The organism is Pseudoalteromonas sp. HL-AS1 (assembly GCF_031198785.1).
Lineage (GTDB): Bacteria > Pseudomonadota > Gammaproteobacteria > Enterobacterales > Alteromonadaceae > Pseudoalteromonas > Pseudoalteromonas distincta.
The window spans coordinates 1,020,732-1,037,283 of sequence record NZ_CP133569.1; the positions used below are offsets into that span (position 1 = coordinate 1,020,732).

The 16,552-nt window shown below is 38.6% G+C and carries 17 protein-coding genes; 9 read left to right on the forward strand and 8 right to left on the reverse strand.

The features are described 5' to 3' along the window. Positions 1–15: 15 nt before the first annotated feature. The gene (locus tag RB214_RS04730) at positions 16–1,146 is read right to left on the reverse strand and encodes an ROK family protein (protein WP_375144334.1); all 1,131 of its coding nucleotides are present in this window, start codon (positions 1,144–1,146) and stop codon (positions 16–18) included. 313 nt (positions 1,147–1,459) lie between these two features. Between RB214_RS04730 and fucP the strand changes: the two genes are divergently transcribed. The 6 genes from fucP to RB214_RS04760 all read left to right on the forward strand — a co-directional run bounded on the left by fucP (position 1,460) and on the right by RB214_RS04760 (position 7,773). Further along, a complete protein-coding gene (gene fucP, locus RB214_RS04735) occupies positions 1,460–2,761 on the forward strand; it encodes an L-fucose:H+ symporter permease (RefSeq protein ID WP_309168496.1) in 1,302 nt (433 codons plus the stop codon). 131 nt (positions 2,762–2,892) lie between these two features. Further along, positions 2,893–3,501: a flavin reductase family protein gene (locus tag RB214_RS04740; protein ID WP_309168497.1), complete on the forward strand. Its 609-nt coding sequence runs from the start codon at positions 2,893–2,895 to the stop codon at positions 3,499–3,501. A 33-nt stretch (positions 3,502–3,534) separates the two neighbouring features. After that, positions 3,535–5,076, forward strand: a complete 1,542-nt coding sequence (locus RB214_RS04745) for a YHYH protein (RefSeq protein ID WP_309168498.1) — start codon at positions 3,535–3,537, stop codon at positions 5,074–5,076. An 8-nt stretch (positions 5,077–5,084) separates the two neighbouring features. Continuing rightward, entirely contained in the window at positions 5,085–5,615 is a 531-nt protein-coding gene (locus RB214_RS04750) for a hypothetical protein (protein ID WP_309168499.1), read from the forward strand. Next, positions 5,615–7,060 (forward strand): ATP-binding protein, encoded by a 1,446-nt coding sequence (locus RB214_RS04755; RefSeq protein ID WP_309168500.1) that lies wholly within the window; start codon positions 5,615–5,617, stop codon positions 7,058–7,060. Before RB214_RS04750 ends, RB214_RS04755 begins: the two co-directional genes overlap by 1 nt. A gap of 38 nt (positions 7,061–7,098) precedes the next feature. Continuing rightward, complete coding sequence (locus RB214_RS04760; protein WP_182695987.1) at positions 7,099–7,773, forward strand: response regulator; 675 nt, start codon at positions 7,099–7,101, stop codon at positions 7,771–7,773. Positions 7,774–7,797: 24 nt separating this feature from the next. Here RB214_RS04760 and RB214_RS04765 read toward each other — a convergent pair whose 3' ends face one another. Then, the gene (locus RB214_RS04765; RefSeq protein ID WP_002958167.1) at positions 7,798–8,655 is read right to left on the reverse strand and encodes a PA4780 family RIO1-like protein kinase; all 858 of its coding nucleotides are present in this window, start codon (positions 8,653–8,655) and stop codon (positions 7,798–7,800) included. A gap of 302 nt (positions 8,656–8,957) precedes the next feature. On the opposite strand from RB214_RS04765, the gene RB214_RS04770 reads away from it, so the two are divergent. Continuing rightward, positions 8,958–9,233 (forward strand): EF-hand domain-containing protein, encoded by a 276-nt coding sequence (locus RB214_RS04770; RefSeq protein WP_182196862.1) that lies wholly within the window; start codon positions 8,958–8,960, stop codon positions 9,231–9,233. 12 nt (positions 9,234–9,245) lie between these two features. Continuing rightward, a complete protein-coding gene (locus tag RB214_RS04775; RefSeq protein WP_182196861.1) occupies positions 9,246–9,701 on the forward strand; it encodes a hypothetical protein in 456 nt (151 codons plus the stop codon). Positions 9,702–9,789: 88 nt separating this feature from the next. On the opposite strand, the gene RB214_RS04780 is transcribed toward RB214_RS04775, so the two are convergent. Then, on the reverse strand, positions 9,790–10,635 hold the full coding sequence (locus RB214_RS04780) for a VCBS repeat-containing protein (protein WP_309168501.1): 846 nt from the start codon (positions 10,633–10,635) through the stop codon (positions 9,790–9,792). 86 nt (positions 10,636–10,721) lie between these two features. Here RB214_RS04780 and RB214_RS04785 point away from each other — a divergent pair, with 86 nt between their 5' ends. Continuing rightward, positions 10,722–11,690, forward strand: a complete 969-nt coding sequence (locus RB214_RS04785; protein ID WP_309168378.1) for an IS30 family transposase — start codon at positions 10,722–10,724, stop codon at positions 11,688–11,690. Here RB214_RS04785 and RB214_RS04790 read toward each other — a convergent pair. From RB214_RS04790 to RB214_RS04810, 5 genes are all read right to left on the reverse strand, one after another. Then, positions 11,677–12,252, reverse strand: coding sequence for a VCBS repeat-containing protein (locus tag RB214_RS04790; RefSeq protein WP_309168502.1), 576 nt, complete (start codon positions 12,250–12,252; stop codon positions 11,677–11,679). The genes RB214_RS04785 and RB214_RS04790 overlap by 14 nt on opposite strands. A gap of 579 nt (positions 12,253–12,831) precedes the next feature. After that, positions 12,832–13,704, reverse strand: a complete 873-nt coding sequence (locus RB214_RS04795) for a GGDEF domain-containing phosphodiesterase (protein WP_309168503.1) — start codon at positions 13,702–13,704, stop codon at positions 12,832–12,834. After that, positions 13,643–14,695, reverse strand: coding sequence for a GGDEF domain-containing protein (locus tag RB214_RS04800; protein WP_309168504.1), 1,053 nt, complete (start codon positions 14,693–14,695; stop codon positions 13,643–13,645). Before RB214_RS04800 ends, RB214_RS04795 begins: the two co-directional genes overlap by 62 nt. Before the next feature lie 258 nt (positions 14,696–14,953). Beyond that, the gene (yghU, locus tag RB214_RS04805; protein ID WP_138489477.1) at positions 14,954–15,799 is read right to left on the reverse strand and encodes a glutathione-dependent disulfide-bond oxidoreductase; all 846 of its coding nucleotides are present in this window, start codon (positions 15,797–15,799) and stop codon (positions 14,954–14,956) included. 87 nt (positions 15,800–15,886) lie between these two features. Beyond that, the gene (locus RB214_RS04810) at positions 15,887–16,468 is read right to left on the reverse strand and encodes a rhomboid family intramembrane serine protease (protein ID WP_309168505.1); all 582 of its coding nucleotides are present in this window, start codon (positions 16,466–16,468) and stop codon (positions 15,887–15,889) included. Positions 16,469–16,552: the final 84 nt, after the last annotated feature.

The following is a 16,552-nucleotide window of genomic DNA, read 5'->3' on the forward strand; positions in this document are numbered from 1 at the left end:
TAAGGTTAAAGTATATTAGTGGTGTGAAAGGCTTGCGTGATCTTGAGAAAAGTTGATAAGTAACGGTAGGTTAGCGCAGCCTACTGATTGAGCCTTGGCGCCAATAGAGCCACTTCGTACTTCACAGCGATTAATACCGCGATGATCAGCCTGGCTCAATTTTAACTTTGTTGCCAAAACTATTTTTTCTCTGACATTGATAGGAATGGCGCCATCAATGACAATCGCCTCAAAATCAAAAATAGCTAAAGAACACAATGCCGCGTAGGCGAGACCATCTGCAACTTGGTCTATCCACTTATCGAGTACGGGGCCTAAGTCTCCCCAATACTCTTTTGAACTCCACAGTATGTCAGTATTGTAGCCATCACCTTTGAGCATTTTTTCGAGAATATACAGTGATGATTGCATAATAAGTTGTTGGGAGGTTAGTTGACCTTCACTATTAAGCATAGGCCTAGGTAATGAGCCTATAGCGCCGGCATTACCTTTTTTACCGGTAAATAAGGTTTCGTTTATAACAACTCCACCACCAATAAAAGTACCAATAAAAATATATAAAAAATCGCTAAAACGAGCAGGATTACCAAAGCTTAATTCAGCTGAACAAGCCGCGGTATCATCATTACATACATACACGGGAAGGTGTACAATTTGATTTATTTTTTCTTTAAAATCAAAAGACTTCCATTCATTCAATACTGTTTTTGGAGCGCCGGCTTCTTCTGTCCAGTTCCAAATTTCGTAAGGGGTTGCAACACCCACACCTAAGATACGCTTGGCTAATTCGTCACTTAAGCTCATTTTAAGTACGCTGATCCCTTTCTCTAAAAAGGTTAGCAAGCTCTGTACTGTGGGGTAAGCGCAGTTTTCGTGCAAAGTTGCGCGTATATTTCCTACTAAGTCAATCAAGGTTAAATCAAAACTGCGACGACCTACTTTTAAGCCAATTCCAAATGCACCATTTGGATTTAACGCAAATGGGATGGTTGGTTGGCCAACCTTACCACGCTGAGGGTCTTTCCGTATTAATAACGATTCGGCTTCTAAACTATTGATAATTACTGTGACGGCCTGTGCTGAAAGCCCTGTTTTTTGTGCTATTTCAGCTTTTGGAGCACTACCGTGTTGGCGAATTAATGACATAATTCGGCGTTCATTATGAGCACGCAGGCCAGATTGGCTTCGGCCTTCTTGTAAAGAGAGTCGAGGGTTTTTAGATTTGATAATTATTCCTACCTAGTTGTTATTATCTTGAATAACCTGATTAATTGTACACCGAGTGTGTGTAATTGGCGACTATATTAGCTTTATTGCCGGGTTCATTTCTTATTATTAAATTTACGACAGAGTATAAATAAGTCACAGGAGGTCAATAAATAACTATAGTTGATTTATTGACGGAATGATATTTAACTGGTTAAATGCTTTACTTAACATTAACAACTGAGACACGGCAATGACCACACACACACAAACACCTCTTGTCTCCAAGGAGATGGTGGTTCCCTTTATTTTACTTGTTCTGTGCTTTGCTGCATGGGGAGCTGCGGCAAACATGACTGATCCGCTAGTAAAAGTGTTTAGTAAAATTTTTACTATGTCGTCAGTGCAGTCTGCACTGGTACAATTTAGCTACTATGGAGCTTACTTTTGCTTAGCTATTCCGGCGGCATATATCAATAAACGCTTTTCGTATAAAACAGGTGTGTTAACCGGTTTAGGGATGGCTGCAATCGGAGCATTTTTGTTTTATCCCGCCAGCCAAGCAATGACTTATGGTTTTTTTTTAGTGGCTTTGTTTGTGTTAGCTGGAGGCTTATCTATTTTAGAGACATCAGCAAACCCTTATGTAATGGGAATGGGCACCCAACAAGGTGCAACTCGCAGGTTGAATTTGGCGCAATCATTTAACCCTGTCGGTACTAACATTGGTGTTTTTTTAGCCGCCACCCTTATTTTACCAAAGCTCAATACAGCAACCTCTGGTGAGCGCACTAATATGAATAGTGAGCAATTAACTAGCATTATAAGCGCAGAACTTGATGCAGTTATGGTGCCTTATGTTGGTATGGCTTGTGTGTTGGTTTTTATTTGGTTGGCAATTGCGTTTACTAAAACACCTAATTTTTGTAAGCAAAAAAAAGTCTCTAAGCATGTAGAATTTAGTGCAACGTTAAAGCGCTTGTTTAAGAATACCCATTACCGCTTTGGTGTTATCGCCCAGTTTTTTAATGTTGCGGCGCAAACTTGTGTATGGACATTTACCATCCAGTACGTAATGGAGGCACTCGATACAAATGAAGTTACCGGGGGAAGTATTTTACAATACAGTATGATCACCTTTTTAGTTTCTCGATTTGTAATGACCTGGCTTATGGGATTTATTCGTCCTGCCAAACTGTTAATGGCAACCTCTATTATTGCAATGCTGCTGTGTTTTTATATGGTGAAAATGCCAAATATAAGTGGCGTATGGGCGCTGGTAAGTATATCGGCTTGCTTATCATTAATGTTTCCAACTATTTACGCGATTTCACTACATGGGTTAGGCGATGATGCAAAACTAGGTGCTGCTGGTTTAGTAATGGCTATTTTAGGTGGAGCGATAGTTCCTGTATTCCAAGCTGTGTTTATTGATACATACAGTGTCGCGTTTTCTTATGTTGTGCCTGCGGGGTGTTTTATTATTGTTGCAGCTTATGCTGCATTTGATTTAAAAACAAAAGTCAGAGTATTCAATAATGTAGCGCCTTGCTAAATGGATTGAAAACCGAGCCTGAAGGCTCGGTTTTACTTTTTAACTTTTCTCATTTGTAAATCTTCTTTAACCCCAACCTTCATCGGATTAAGATATTAGGCATGTTGATATTCTTATTTAGTTGAAAAAATATGTTTTTAGATCTCACCGAAAATACCAACCAAAATGTTTACTCTTACTTAGTAGGCGGTATCAGCCCACGACCTATCGCATGGATAAGTACATTAAATAGCGAAGGTATTGCAAATATTGCGCCTTATTCATTTTTTACTGTGGCTAGTTGCAAGCCAGCTGTTTTAAGTGTTACGCAAGTAAACCCTAGTGATAAAACGAATAAAGATACGCTCAGTAATCTAATGGCAACTAAAGAATGTGTGGTTAATATTGTCAGCCAAGAGCTAGTTGAAAAAATGAACCAAAGTTGTGCAAATTATCCTAGTGATATAAGCGAGTTTGATGCAGTTAACATTGCCCAAGCTCCAAGTAAGTTAGTTAACGCGCCAAGCGTTGCCGATTCAAAAGTACGGTTTGAATGTAAGTTACGCGAAGTTATTAGTATTTCAAATGAGCCTGGCGGTGGAACAATGATGTTGCTGGATGTAGTGGGTATTTGTATAGACGATGAAGTGATGAGTGGTGGCTATATTGACCCTGAATTATTAAATGCAGTGGGCAAAATGGGCGGCGATTACTTTAGTACAACCAAAGATAAGTTTTTGCTTAAAAGGCCACAGTTGTAATTTTAATATAGATTCTTCCTTTGTTTGTGCACATTGTTTGCACTTTTACTTGTTAACTTTGTTTTATTAAACGTTAAAGTAAAGGTTCAAGCATTGAAAACACTTCTTAAAACAAAAGCCGTTAATGCCACTAAGTTATTTGCGTTAAGCGCGCTTTGTATTGCTTTAAGCGCATGTAATAGCGATTCTACAAGTACTACAACAGACGGCGAAACGGTCAGTAATAGTGCTCCAACTGTTGACGCCGGTATTGACCAAACTGTTAATGCGGGCGATACCGTTTATTTAATTTCAACAGTTGAAGATGATGGCGAAGTATCTGTTAGCTGGTCACAAACATCAGGCACTACCGTTAGTTTATCTTCAAGTACTGCAACGTCTACTGAGTTTGTTGCACCTGAAGTTTTAACCGATGAAGCACTTGTATTTGAAATCAGTGCAGATGATGGCACAAACGATGTCGTTGTAGATACAGTTATAGTTAATGTTATTGCTTCATCAGACTCAGATACAGTTGATAATAGTGCAAAATTTACCAGCTGGTTAATTAACAACGATACAACCTCTACTTATATACAAAACAATGGCGCAGTGGTTGAAGATGTTCAATCAGTTGAGGTTGTTACTGTTTCTGAGGAAGATGCTGACGTTGAATACATGTATGTGCAAACAACTGACATTCCTAAATATGACGTAACACTTACACAAGACCAAGTAGACGCACTTAATAATCGCCCGCGTGCAGCTACTGATTTTTATAACGGTGTAACCTCAGCAGCAGTAGGTCAAACCATTTCCTTTGGTGAAGATATTGGCTATAACAGCAGCACTGAAACTTGTGAAACAGGTTTAGGTACAGTTGGCTTAATGGTTAATGGCACCAGTATATTTAACTGGGGCGATGGTATGAGCTACGGTAATAATATTTGGTATACATTAGCGCCCATTGCTGAGCAATATGATGTTGATGTGTGTGGCGGACATGCTGCTAACGGTGAATATCATCACCATTTTTACACTAGTTGCTTAGCTGATTTACTTGAAGATGATGGCGATGCGCATTCACCTATTTATGGGTTTGCAGCTGATGGTTATCCGCTTTATGGTCCTTATGAAAGTAACGGTCAACTTGCATTAAGCGGCTGGGAAATGCGTGATTATGGCGCATCAGAAAGTGAGGGTGGTTGTGGTACTGAGGGCGAGCGAAGCTGTACCTTAGTTGATCAATACGATGTTAGCCAAGGCACACAAACAAGTGATGCAGGTCCTGCTATTGGCGCAGAAGTAACGACGCTCTCAGGTAATACATTAAATGCCGACGATGGTTACTACTTTGAAGATTATTACTACGCACAAAAAACAGTAACCGGTGCTCAATTAGATGAGCATAACGGCCACGATACTAACGATGGTAAGGGTTATCACTACCATATAACACTAACGTTAGACAGTGATGGTAAATTACAGCCTTCTTTTCCTTATCAAATAGGGCCTCGTTTTAAAGGTCAATTAGCCGATAATTCAATTGGTCGCTGTGATACGGGCGAAACAATGGGTCCACCACCGGGAATGTAGGAGTAACTATGCGTTATTTTAAATACGCATTGATCCTAACTACTGCTGCGCTATTGAGCTTTAAGCTCTTTGCGCAGCAGGAAATGATGGATCATAGCCATATGCCCATAGCAGTGCCAAATGATATGCCAGTCCCGGCATTAAGCCTTAAGTTATTAAAAGATAGTATGTCGGGTTATAACTTAATTTTAGATACACAGAACTATGATTTGTCTGTGCCGCCAGAGGGCACGATGAACATGCAGCAAATGATGAGCGTTACTACAAACGATGACACGGGCTTTTTACAAGGTCATGCTCATTTATATATAAATGGGGTTAAAATACAGCGAATTTACGGACATGCATTGCATTTACCTGCTAACTTATTTAAAAGTGGTATAAATACCGTATCGGTTACTTTAAATAATCATGGTCATATGTATTGGACCGCTCAGGGCAAAAAAATAGTTGCTACGTTGTATGTTAACGACCAAACCAAAGAGTTTATAACATACCGATTTGAAAGCTTTCCTAGCAAGGTTGAAAACACGCATTAATGAAAATTCATAATAAACTTTTTTTAATACTATTTAGTTTTACTTTTAGTGTTATTGCTGGGCTGGTGGTTCTTATACAATGGAGTATAGGGCAAGGCGTAATTGATTTTGTTAATGCAAAAGAAGTAAAAGCGCTTGAACCACTTGTTGTGCAACTTGCAAAGCAATACGAACAAACACCCTCATGGGAACGAGTTGTTGGCGATAGCGAAAATTTTAGAAAACGCGTCGAATCGCAGCTAGAAAATAGCCAGTTTTTACCTAGGCCACCAGAAGGCTCAGGTCCGCGTGGGCGAATGATGCGACGCCCGCCACCCGATCATATTCGTTTAGGGGGAGAGCGCCGCCTACCACCTGAAAATATTGCTCACTACGCTTTGCTTGACGAAAATAAACAGCGAGTAGTGGGTAAATACCTTAGCGATTTAAAATATATAACAACCCCAATTATTGTTAGCGATAAAGTAGTGGGCTACTTAGCTGTTTCTAAAAGAGATCGCTTGGTTGATGGATATGAGCTTGATTTTTTACAGCAGCAAACTAACTACTTATGGTTTATTGCTTTAGCTGCGGTATTGCTTACATTACTGGTTACCTTTTTATTGTCTCGCCACTTAGTAAGCCCAGTAAAGCAAATTGCTAACGGTATGCATCGCTTAACGCAAGGTAATTACGAGACCAAACTCACGCTTGAGCGAAAAGACGAGCTAGGACAGTTGAGCGAAGATTTTAATACGCTTGCATTTACACTCGCTAAAGATGAGCAAGTACGTAAGCGTTGGCTTGCTAATATTTCTCATGAGCTTAGGACGCCAATGAGTATTTTACTAGGTGAACTTGAAGCTATGCTACTTGGTATACGAGAACCGAACGCAAAAAATATAAGTTCGGCTAACGATGAAGCCCTACATTTAAAACGCTTAATAGACGACTTGCATATGCTCAATAGCGCAGAGTTAGGAGGTATGCACTACACTATGCAACCTACTGATATGGCGTTATTATTAAATACTATTGAGCAAAAGTATCAGGTTTTGCTTGAACAACATAATATAAAAATATACCTACTAAATAGCGCTAAACACATAACTGTACAAGCAGATAAAACACGCCTTTTGCAGCTACTCGATAATATTCTAATGAACGCAGTACACTATGCACAATGTACAACTATTTCTTTAACGGCTAAAAATATAAGTATTAAAGGGCAAACTTATTTAGAGCTTATAATCGAAGATAATGGCGTAGGTGTAGAGCAGTCGCATTTATCGCATTTATTTGAGTATTTATACCGAGTAGATAGTTCGCGTAATCGCCAGGAGGGCGGTTCTGGCTTAGGTCTATCTATTTGCCAGCATATAGTTAAAGGTCATAAAGGTGAAATAGCTGCAGAAAAAGCTAGCTTAGGCGGCCTTGCTATTATTATTAGATTGCCAACTATTTAGCTTATAAAATAAAGTTAAGGTTACTTACAGAGATGCCTATGAGTGAACAAATACTAATTGTGGAAGATGAAGTAAAGCTTGCTAACTTAATGAGTGACTTTTTAAGCAGCCATCACTTTATTACTCATCAAATACATCACGGGAATGAGGTATTACCTTGGCTTGAAATTAACAGACCGAGTGTAATCTTGCTAGACATAATGTTACCAGGTCAAAGTGGTATTGAACTGTGTAAAGCAATCAGGCGCTTTTCAAACGTGCCTATTATTATGGTATCGGCAAAAGTAGAAGAAATAGATAGGCTGCTTGGGCTGGAATTAGGTGCAGATGATTATATTTGTAAGCCGTTTAGTTATGCTGAGCTGGTGGCACGCGTAAAAGCTATTTTAAGGCGATTAAATAACGCAAGTGACGTTACAGAGTCAACAATGAAGCTTGACGAAAGCAGCTACAGCGTAAAATTTAAATCAAACAGTATAGAATTGACGAACTTTGAATTTCAACTATTTAAACCTTTGTTTAACAACCCAAATCGTATTTATTCGCGCGATAGCTTAATGGACACTATGTACGCCGATCAGCGTATTGTGAGCCATCGTACTATTGATAGCCATATTAAAAAGTTGCGTAAAAAACTAGATGAAGTGACACAAACTGAAAGTGTTATCCAGTCTGTTTATGGGGTTGGCTACCGGTTTGTGCATCCACAGTAAGGTGAAATGAGCTATGACGATGAGTTACTCATCGTCGTCAGCATTTTTAATTCGCTCTAAACGGTCAAACTCTTCGTATTCGGCAGCTTGAATTTCATCAAGAATAGAATCTACATCAGCAAGTTCGTCGCTGTCTTCAAATTCACCTGTAAGCGTTGAATTAGGCGTTAAATTGGCCTCTTCAAATAGTGCCCACATTTCTTTAGCGTATTGAGTTTTTAGTATGCTTGGCGCAAATTCACCATAGTAGCGGCGTATGTTATTTACATCGCGTGCAAACATAGCTTGTGCACTGTTATTTGCTGAAGCGTTAACGGCTTGCGGTAAATCTATAATTACAGGGCCGTTATTATCTACAAGTACATTAAACTCAGATAAATCACCGTGTATTATACCAGCGCAAAGCATAAGCTTAATGTAATGTATCATGAGTTTATACTGCTCAATCGCTTGCTCTTCACTAAAAACGACATGTCCTAGTTGAGGGGCTACGTTACCATCTTCATCAGAGACGAGCTCCATAAGCAGCACGCCATCAATACAAAAGTAAGTATCAGGAACACGTACACCCACGCCAGCTAAACGAGATAACGCATCAACTTCGGCATTTTGCCAAATTTCTTCTTCTAATTGGCGGCCATAGCTAGAGCGTTTACCCATAGCACGCGCTTGGCGTCCACCACGTACTTTTCGGCCTTCTTGATATTGTGCCGCCTTTTTAAAACTACGTTTAACCGCATCTTTATACACTTTCGCACAGCGAATATGTTCACCACAACGCACAATAAATACATCGGCTTCTTTACCGCTCATTAGTCGGCTTATTACTTCGTCAATAAGGCCATCATCAACAAGAGGTTGTAGGCGTTTAGGTATTTTCACAGATTGCCTGCTAAGTAGGGTTGGTTATTAATCATTATTTATGAAAGTGCTCTGTATTTGTTTGTTTAATTGGCTCAAGCAGTATATCAGCTTTGAGAATTAAGGGCAGTAACACTACTGCCAGAGAGTAATTAATCGTATTATTTTATTAGCTTATATATTGATTGCAAAGCAATCAACCAGAACTTTTTTTGAATCATCAGTTTTTATTAAAAATAATTTATTACTTCCTCATTATTTGCACATTGTTTGCGTTTTTAAAGCGTAAGCTTAGTTTAATTCTTAAATACGAGGTTATTACTATGAAGCATTTTTCAACTCTTGCCACTGTGGCAATATTATCTATTGCTTTTTCAGCTAATGTAGCTGCTCGAGGCGGTGACAATCCTCCTGAAAAACCTGACTTTTCAACTATTGATACTGATGGTGATGGCGTAATTAGCTTTGAAGAGTTTAGTGCTAAAAAACCGCCGCACGGTGATGCACAAACAATTTTTGATTCTATAGATGCCGATGGTAATGGCGAAATTACTGAACAAGAGCTTAGCGATCATAAACCACCTCGCCGTGAACGTTGAAAGGATACTAAAATGATTAATAATATTGGCAGCAGCTCTGCGAGTTTTATGCCGCAACAAAGTAGTCAAGCTGCAAAATTAACAACAGAGCAAAGCGATTTTGTTAAAGAAACGCTTGCACAGTTTGATGCAGAAAACTTAACTAGCGACGATGCGCAAAGTATTCAAGCGGCATTTAAAGAACAAGGTATTGAACCAACAAAAGAGCTTGCTGATTTAATGGGCGAACTCGAGTTTGATGCTAAAAGCATTGGTGATGCAGGAAGAGCTGAAGGTCAAAGACCGCCGCCACCGCCACAAAACTCATTAGAATCAGTCGATACAGACGAGGTAGTGAGCTACTTAGATGAGCTCTTAACTGAGTATTCAAACCAGTTGTCTGATGAAGATAAAGAATCAATCCTTGCATCAGTGCAAGAGAAGTTTGGTTTAAGTGAAGGCGATTCACTGCTAAATGTAACTGCTTAGGTGTTATTACTTAGAGTAAAGCTGACTGTTACTCGAAAGTCTTAAGTCCAAAGCCCAACGGTTAATTCTGTTGGGCTTTTTTATTGGCTTAATTTAATCGTGTTTCTATTTTGCTGGTGCCATCTTCTTCGGTAAATTTAAATACAAAATCTTTTTTACCGTCTTGGTTTATATCTACCAGAAGAATATCTTTATTATTTTTAGGCAGCGTTAGCTTTAATTTTTTGCGTTTATCATTTAGCAGTGAGTCTTGCTCTCCATAATAAATATACAGCGTTTTTTTACTGTATTTGTATACCGCATCAATATAGCTGTCGCCGTTAATGTCACCTAAATAGAGAGCCGGTTCTGATTCATCGCCATTCATCCCCACTTCCATTTCTAAATCAAGTTCAATACTCGATTTATTGGCAAATGAGCCGTCGGGTTGCTGCTTATAAAGATTCATTTCTAAATCTACATCAGTACTGCCACCGCCTAATGCCATAGATGCGATAGTACCTAAGCCAATATCTAAGTCCATTTTTTGTAAATCAATTAAGCCATCATTATTAAAATCAGTTTTGAGCAATAACTCACTAGGGCCCTGTGTTTCAAATAAGGTAATGGGTGTATTAGTAAAACCTTTAGCACTCCCTAGGTACAAAGTATGTGCTATTTTTATATCTAGCGAGTCCATACCTTGTGTAGGCTTAAACTGTCTGGTTGTAAAATCTAGAAATCCGTCGTTATTAATATCAATAATTTGCTTTATTTTGCGAGTCTCGCCTAACTCAATGCTAAAATCAATTGAGGTAAGCTTTTGCTCAAAGCCCTCTGAATTAGCAAGTAGTACATCTGCTCCAAAGTCATTTGAAAAAACCAGGTCGTTTAATCCGTCGTGGTTAAAATCGATAACGACAGGTTTATTGTTAATATTAACTTCTAGATTCAAATTGTAAGTGCATAACTTGTTTTGGCTAGATTAAGTGGTCAGTTGCTCATAAACTAACTGCTTTTTCTCCGGCAAGAGATTTTACAATGAGACATTACAAACAACTGACCTATGCGCAAAGATGCCAGATCGCCGTTCTAAAGAAAAGCGGTTTTACGCAACAAAGTATTGCTGAGCTAACTAATTTATCGCAATCTACGATTTCAAGAGAGCTTTCTAGAAATACAGGTAAGCGAGGTTACAGACACAAACAAGCTCATGAGCGGGCTTTGTTTCGCCGAAGAAGTGTAAGAAAACCGCTTAAGATGACACCTGAAATGATAGCTTTAATTACCCAGAAGCTTAATGAGAAGTGGAGTCCTGAACAAATAACGGGATGGTTACGCAAAGAAAGTGAACTGTCTGTCAGCCATGAATGCATTTATCTGTATATCTGGGAAGATAAAAAAGCAGGTGGTGAGTTATACCTACATCTGCGCCGACACGGTAAGAAATATCACAAGCGCAGTCATGGTAAAACAAACCGAGGGCAAATAAAAAATCGCGTTAGCATTGAAGAGCGCCCACAAATAGTTGATGAGAAAGGCCGTATCGGAGATTGGGAAATAGATACCGTCATAGGCAAAGGTCATCGAGGCGCCCTTGTTACGATTGTAGAGCGGGTCACCCAATTCACTGTATCAACTCAGGTGGCAGGCAAAACAGCACAAGCCGTCACTGCGGCGACGATAGAGCTATTAAGGCCATATAGGTCAGCGCTTCATAGCATCACGGCTGACAATGGAAAAGAGTTCGCTTATCACGAGCAAATCACAGAGGCTTTAAGTGTTCCTGTTTATTTTGCTCACCCTTATCACTCATGGGAGCGCGGATTGAATGAAAACACGAATGGATTACTACGTCAGTATTGGCCGAAGAGCACCGATTTTAAGGCGGTAACACCAGCGCAAGTTATACCAGTACTTGAGCAACTTAATAATCGTCCGAGGAAGACACTTGGATTTGAAACGCCTGCAAAATTGATGCAGGATCACTTGGCGGCTAAAGCCGCCTAAACGTTATGCACTTCAGATTTGAATCCGCGACTTCTAAAGAAAGCCCTTTTCCTGAAAAGCGGCCTTCATACTTAGGCGTTTGCTTAAATTGGTTAGGCTTAAAGCTGCCATCTTTATTTTGAATGTATAAAGTACTGCTTGCTAACCCTGGAATGAAAATATCGCTTAGACCATCGTTGTTAGCATCGAAAACAAAGTCTACTTTTTCAAATTTATCTATTTTTAATTGATTAAGAACCGACTCATAATTAAACAACAATGTTGGTTTACCTGCTTGGGCTTTATATACGCCATCACTTGTTAGTACGAGTGCTTGTTTATCGGTGATGTTAGCAAGTGTTGCCACATCAAACCCGATGGCGTTTTTTGGTAAAGCAAGTTCACTACTAAGTGATGTAAGTAAATTGATGGCTTCTAATTGTTTTGATTCTTTATTATATGCAAATAAAATCTCTGAATCGGTTGATACTAATTCATCCGTTGTTTTTATTGCCATTGTTTGAGCTATAACGCTTATGGGGGTAAGTAAAGTGATGAGTGAATAGCAAAGTGGTTTTATCATGCAAATTCCTTTTTTATATTTAGTTGTATCGTTAAAGTTTTTATTATTTAAGCAGCCTCAGCGCATAATTTTGCGCTGCTATCCAGCGCTGGGGCTTTTTCGTTTAAACGTAATATACATATGTAAGTTGGATTATATTTAGCCTACGCTAATTACTATGTACTGGGTGTAAGCAATTGTAAGATTATGTTTTAGGGAGGGCCTGTTGACCTTTAAGGATTGAAACTTGTTCAATCTAAGGACGATTTAATCGCGGCGCGAGGTTTGTAACCTAGTAACAAAGAGTCAATCTCCCTAGGCAGAACCCTTCGGACAGCGCATGTTTGGTATTTATGCTACGTCATCAACTGGTTATGGGGGTAACCACACTTCATCGGCTCTACCTTGCTTAAATACCAAACAGTCTACTGCAAATTAAACCTCAAAAAATAAACAGGCCCTAATAAGAAAGGTTGCGCATAACTCATATGGTAGCTAAGCGCTTTTAGAAGTGTTTGGTTATTAACTACATTGCTTATTTTGCTCATTTAAATAAGCATCTACAAAACCTACTTCCATCGGTTTTGAAAAGTAATAACCTTATAGGTGAGATACACCAATTTTAGTGAGTGTGTTTGCTTGCTCAATAGTTTCAACGCCTTCTGCAACAACAGTAAAGTCTAAAGATGAGGCCATTTGTACAATTGCATGAATAATACTTAACCCTCTTTTATCCATATTTTGAATAAAGCTTCTGTCTATTTTTACTATATCTACACCAATATCAAGCATGCTTGATAGTGATGAGTAGCCTGTACCAAAATCATCAATTGAAATACAAAAGCCTTGTTTTTGTAGTGCTTTAACGGCTGTCAAAAATGTGAGTTTATCCTCGGCAAATACTGACTCAGTAATTTCTATGTGTAGGTTTTTAGGTTCTACCTGGTGGAGATTTACTATTTTTAATACCTTAGATACAAAATCAGGATCTTGTACCTGAATAACCGATACGTTTACGCTTATAGCAATTTGTGGTTGTAAATGACTTAATTTTGTTGCTTGTATACATGCCTGTTCTATTACCCAAATACCTAACTCGGTTATTAAACCGTATTGCTCGGCAATAGCTATAAATTCATCAGGAAAAATATTTTCACCATCTAGTTGCCAGCGTAATAATGATTCAAAAGAGGTTACTTTTGAGGTTTTGCTATCAACAATTGGTTGAAATACTAGCCTTAAGCTATTTTCTTCTATAGCACTGGCTAGGCGTTGACTCAAAAGATACTCCCTTTCTTGTATTAATTTGAGTGAATCGTTATAAATATTGATATTACCTTTCGCGATGCGTTTTTGGTGATACATTGCAGTATCAGCAGAGCGAATTAAAGTATTAAAATCACTCCCGTGCTCAGGATACATGGCAATACCAATTAGTTGCAGATACCCATTTTTGATATTTATATGTTTCATGCTCGGCACCAATGCTTTGAAGTACTTTATCTGCAAACTCGATAAGCTCAGTTTGTTTTTGATACGTTGCTAAAATTAAAAACTCATCCCCGCCCCATCGGCATTTAAATAGCTGTTGATTGCATACATTACTAATTCTTCGTGCTATTTCTTTTAATACTTTATCGCCTACTTTATGACCCAACGAATCATTTATTTGTTTAAACCCATCTAAATCTACGAATAATAAAGCAAAGGGTTCTTGAGGGTTGTCTGCTAGTTGTCTGTTTGCATTTTTTAAAAATGCGGTTCGGTTTAATAGATTTGTAAGTGGATCGGTATTCGATAAACGGTAGATTTCTTCTGTGCGTTGCTCAACCTTGTTTTTCATTTCATTAAGCAGCTCTCTGTTTTGGTTTTTGAGCTTGATTGCGCTGTGTGTAAATGTGGCTGATTTGTACGATGAAGCCACCATAATAGCAGTAAATGCTAGGCCTAAAATACCGAGGACAGAGTTGTAGTTTTCGTTAGAAAAGGTTAATAAAAAAGAGTAGGGCGCCAGTAAAATAATGCTATAGAGTACAGCGGTTACTCGACTTCCTGAAAGCAGATTTGCAGAGCCTCCTGCAAAGGCAGATAAAATAGCAATAGTAGTTGTAGTTTCTATTGCTGATGAGGTGCTATGAAACCAAAGTGCATACCCACACCACGATAGCGCAGTTAAAATACACCCCGTTGAAAATCTTTTTGAGTATGTGTCAGCATTAAATAGCGGGCTATCCTTTTTGGTTTTATAAAACCATATTACATCAATAGCGCGAGCTGCTAATAAGACAACCATAATGCTTAGCCAAATACTTTTTTCGTAGGATATTTTCTGGTTATTTAAATCAAAAGCAAACACTAATATAAAACTGACTACAGTCGAAATGGCAATGCCAGAGATGGCATTAGAGTATAAAATTTTAACGGTTTCTCTGCGTTCTTCACTATTTAGATTTTTATATGGCACTAAGTAAAACCTTATACAAAAGTCACTCCAACTAGCGATGGAGAAACGTTCAAGAAATACAGCAAATATTTCAGATGAACAAAAGCGTATTAAACATCGATTAGTTAGGCTCTAATCCTGAGTATAAGAATAAATATAGTTTATGAAAGCAAAAAAAAAGCTAGCACAGTAAAAAGGCTCATAATAAATAATCATTATGAGCCTTAAAATTATTAAGCAGGTTAAAGTGTTAGCGACTTTACTTGCTGTTTAGTAGATTTAACCTTCGAAATCACTATCGTTATGGCGCTCTGCCATTTGATCTTCTTCAGGGCCCCATGTGCGATTTACGCGGCGGCCGCGCTTTACAGCAGGGCGATCAGCAACTTGTTTTGCCCAACGAACAACATGAGTGTATGAGGCAACATCTAAAAATTCAGCTGCATCATATAAGTCGCCTAAAACAAGCGAGCCATACCAAGGCCAAATTGCAATATCGGCAATTGAGTATTCATCACCCGCCATGTATTCATTTTCGCTTAAATGACGATTTAACACGTCAAGTTGGCGTTTAGTTTCCATGGTAAAACGATCAATAGGGTATTGCATTTTACTTGGTGCGTAACTATAAAAGTGACCAAACCCACCACCTAAGTATGGCGCTGAGCCCATTTGCCAAAATAGCCAGTTACGACACTCTGTTTTAGCTTTTAAATCCTTAGGGATCAGTACATCAAATTTTTCAGCCAAATACTGTAAAATAGAACCTGATTCAAAGATGCGAGTAGGTGGTGTGGTTGAATGATCCATTAGCGCTGGGATTTTTGAGTTTGGATTAATATCAACAAAGTCAGATCCAAACTGATCGCCATCACCTATGTTTATTAAATATGCGTCATAGTCTGCATCGGTGCAACCAAGCTGTAAAAGCTCTTCAAACATGATTGTAGCTTTTTGGCCATTTGGCGTAGCAAGAGAATAAAGCTGAAATGCGTGCTCGCCAATAGGTAGAGTTTTGTCATGAGTCGCGCCTGCAATTGGGCGGTTAATGCTGGCAAATTTACCGCCACTTTCACTTTCCCACGTCCATACTTTTGGTGGCGTGTATTCGTTTTGATCACTCATAAATAACCTCAATGTTAAATGGAAATGTTTAATACTTACTCATAAATGTGGCCATAAAAAATTAATTAAAGGCCCTAAATATTTAATTTACCGACCTTTTAATTTATCGGCTTTTGCTAATCTATAACCTAAAAACAACCCGCTTAGCGCTCCAAATAAATGGCTTTCAAACGATACATGATAGCGCTGAGGTAAAACACCCCATATAAAACCGCTATAAAGTATAGCCACTACAACTGCAATTATAATTGATTTTAATGAGCGTCTTACTAAGCCGTAGCATAGAATAAAGCCCCATAAACCATATATAACACCGCTTAAACCAACATGTATGTTACTGCGCCCAAATGCCCAAACTAAAAGTCCACCGACTAGAGCGGTAAAAATAAATACGTTATAAAAACGTTTTACGCTGTACTGGCAAATTAGCCAACTTAATACTACAAATGGGATCATATTACAGGCAAAGTGCCACCAGCTACCATGTAAAAAAGGTGCGCATAGTATGCCAATTAATCCTTGGATACTGCGTGGATATATGCCTAAACCATTAAGATTTATGCCTGGTAGACTATTGATCACCTGTAGTACGAAGCAAATAACAACAATACTAAATATTGCGAAACGGGTACTAGTTAGTAATGACAGTGTGGTTGGCTTGGTTGCCATATAATCGCCCTAATTGACTTTAAGAGTTGCCAGTATAGGAATTGTATTTGCTAATGAAAAGCAATTAAAAAAGCACAGCATAAA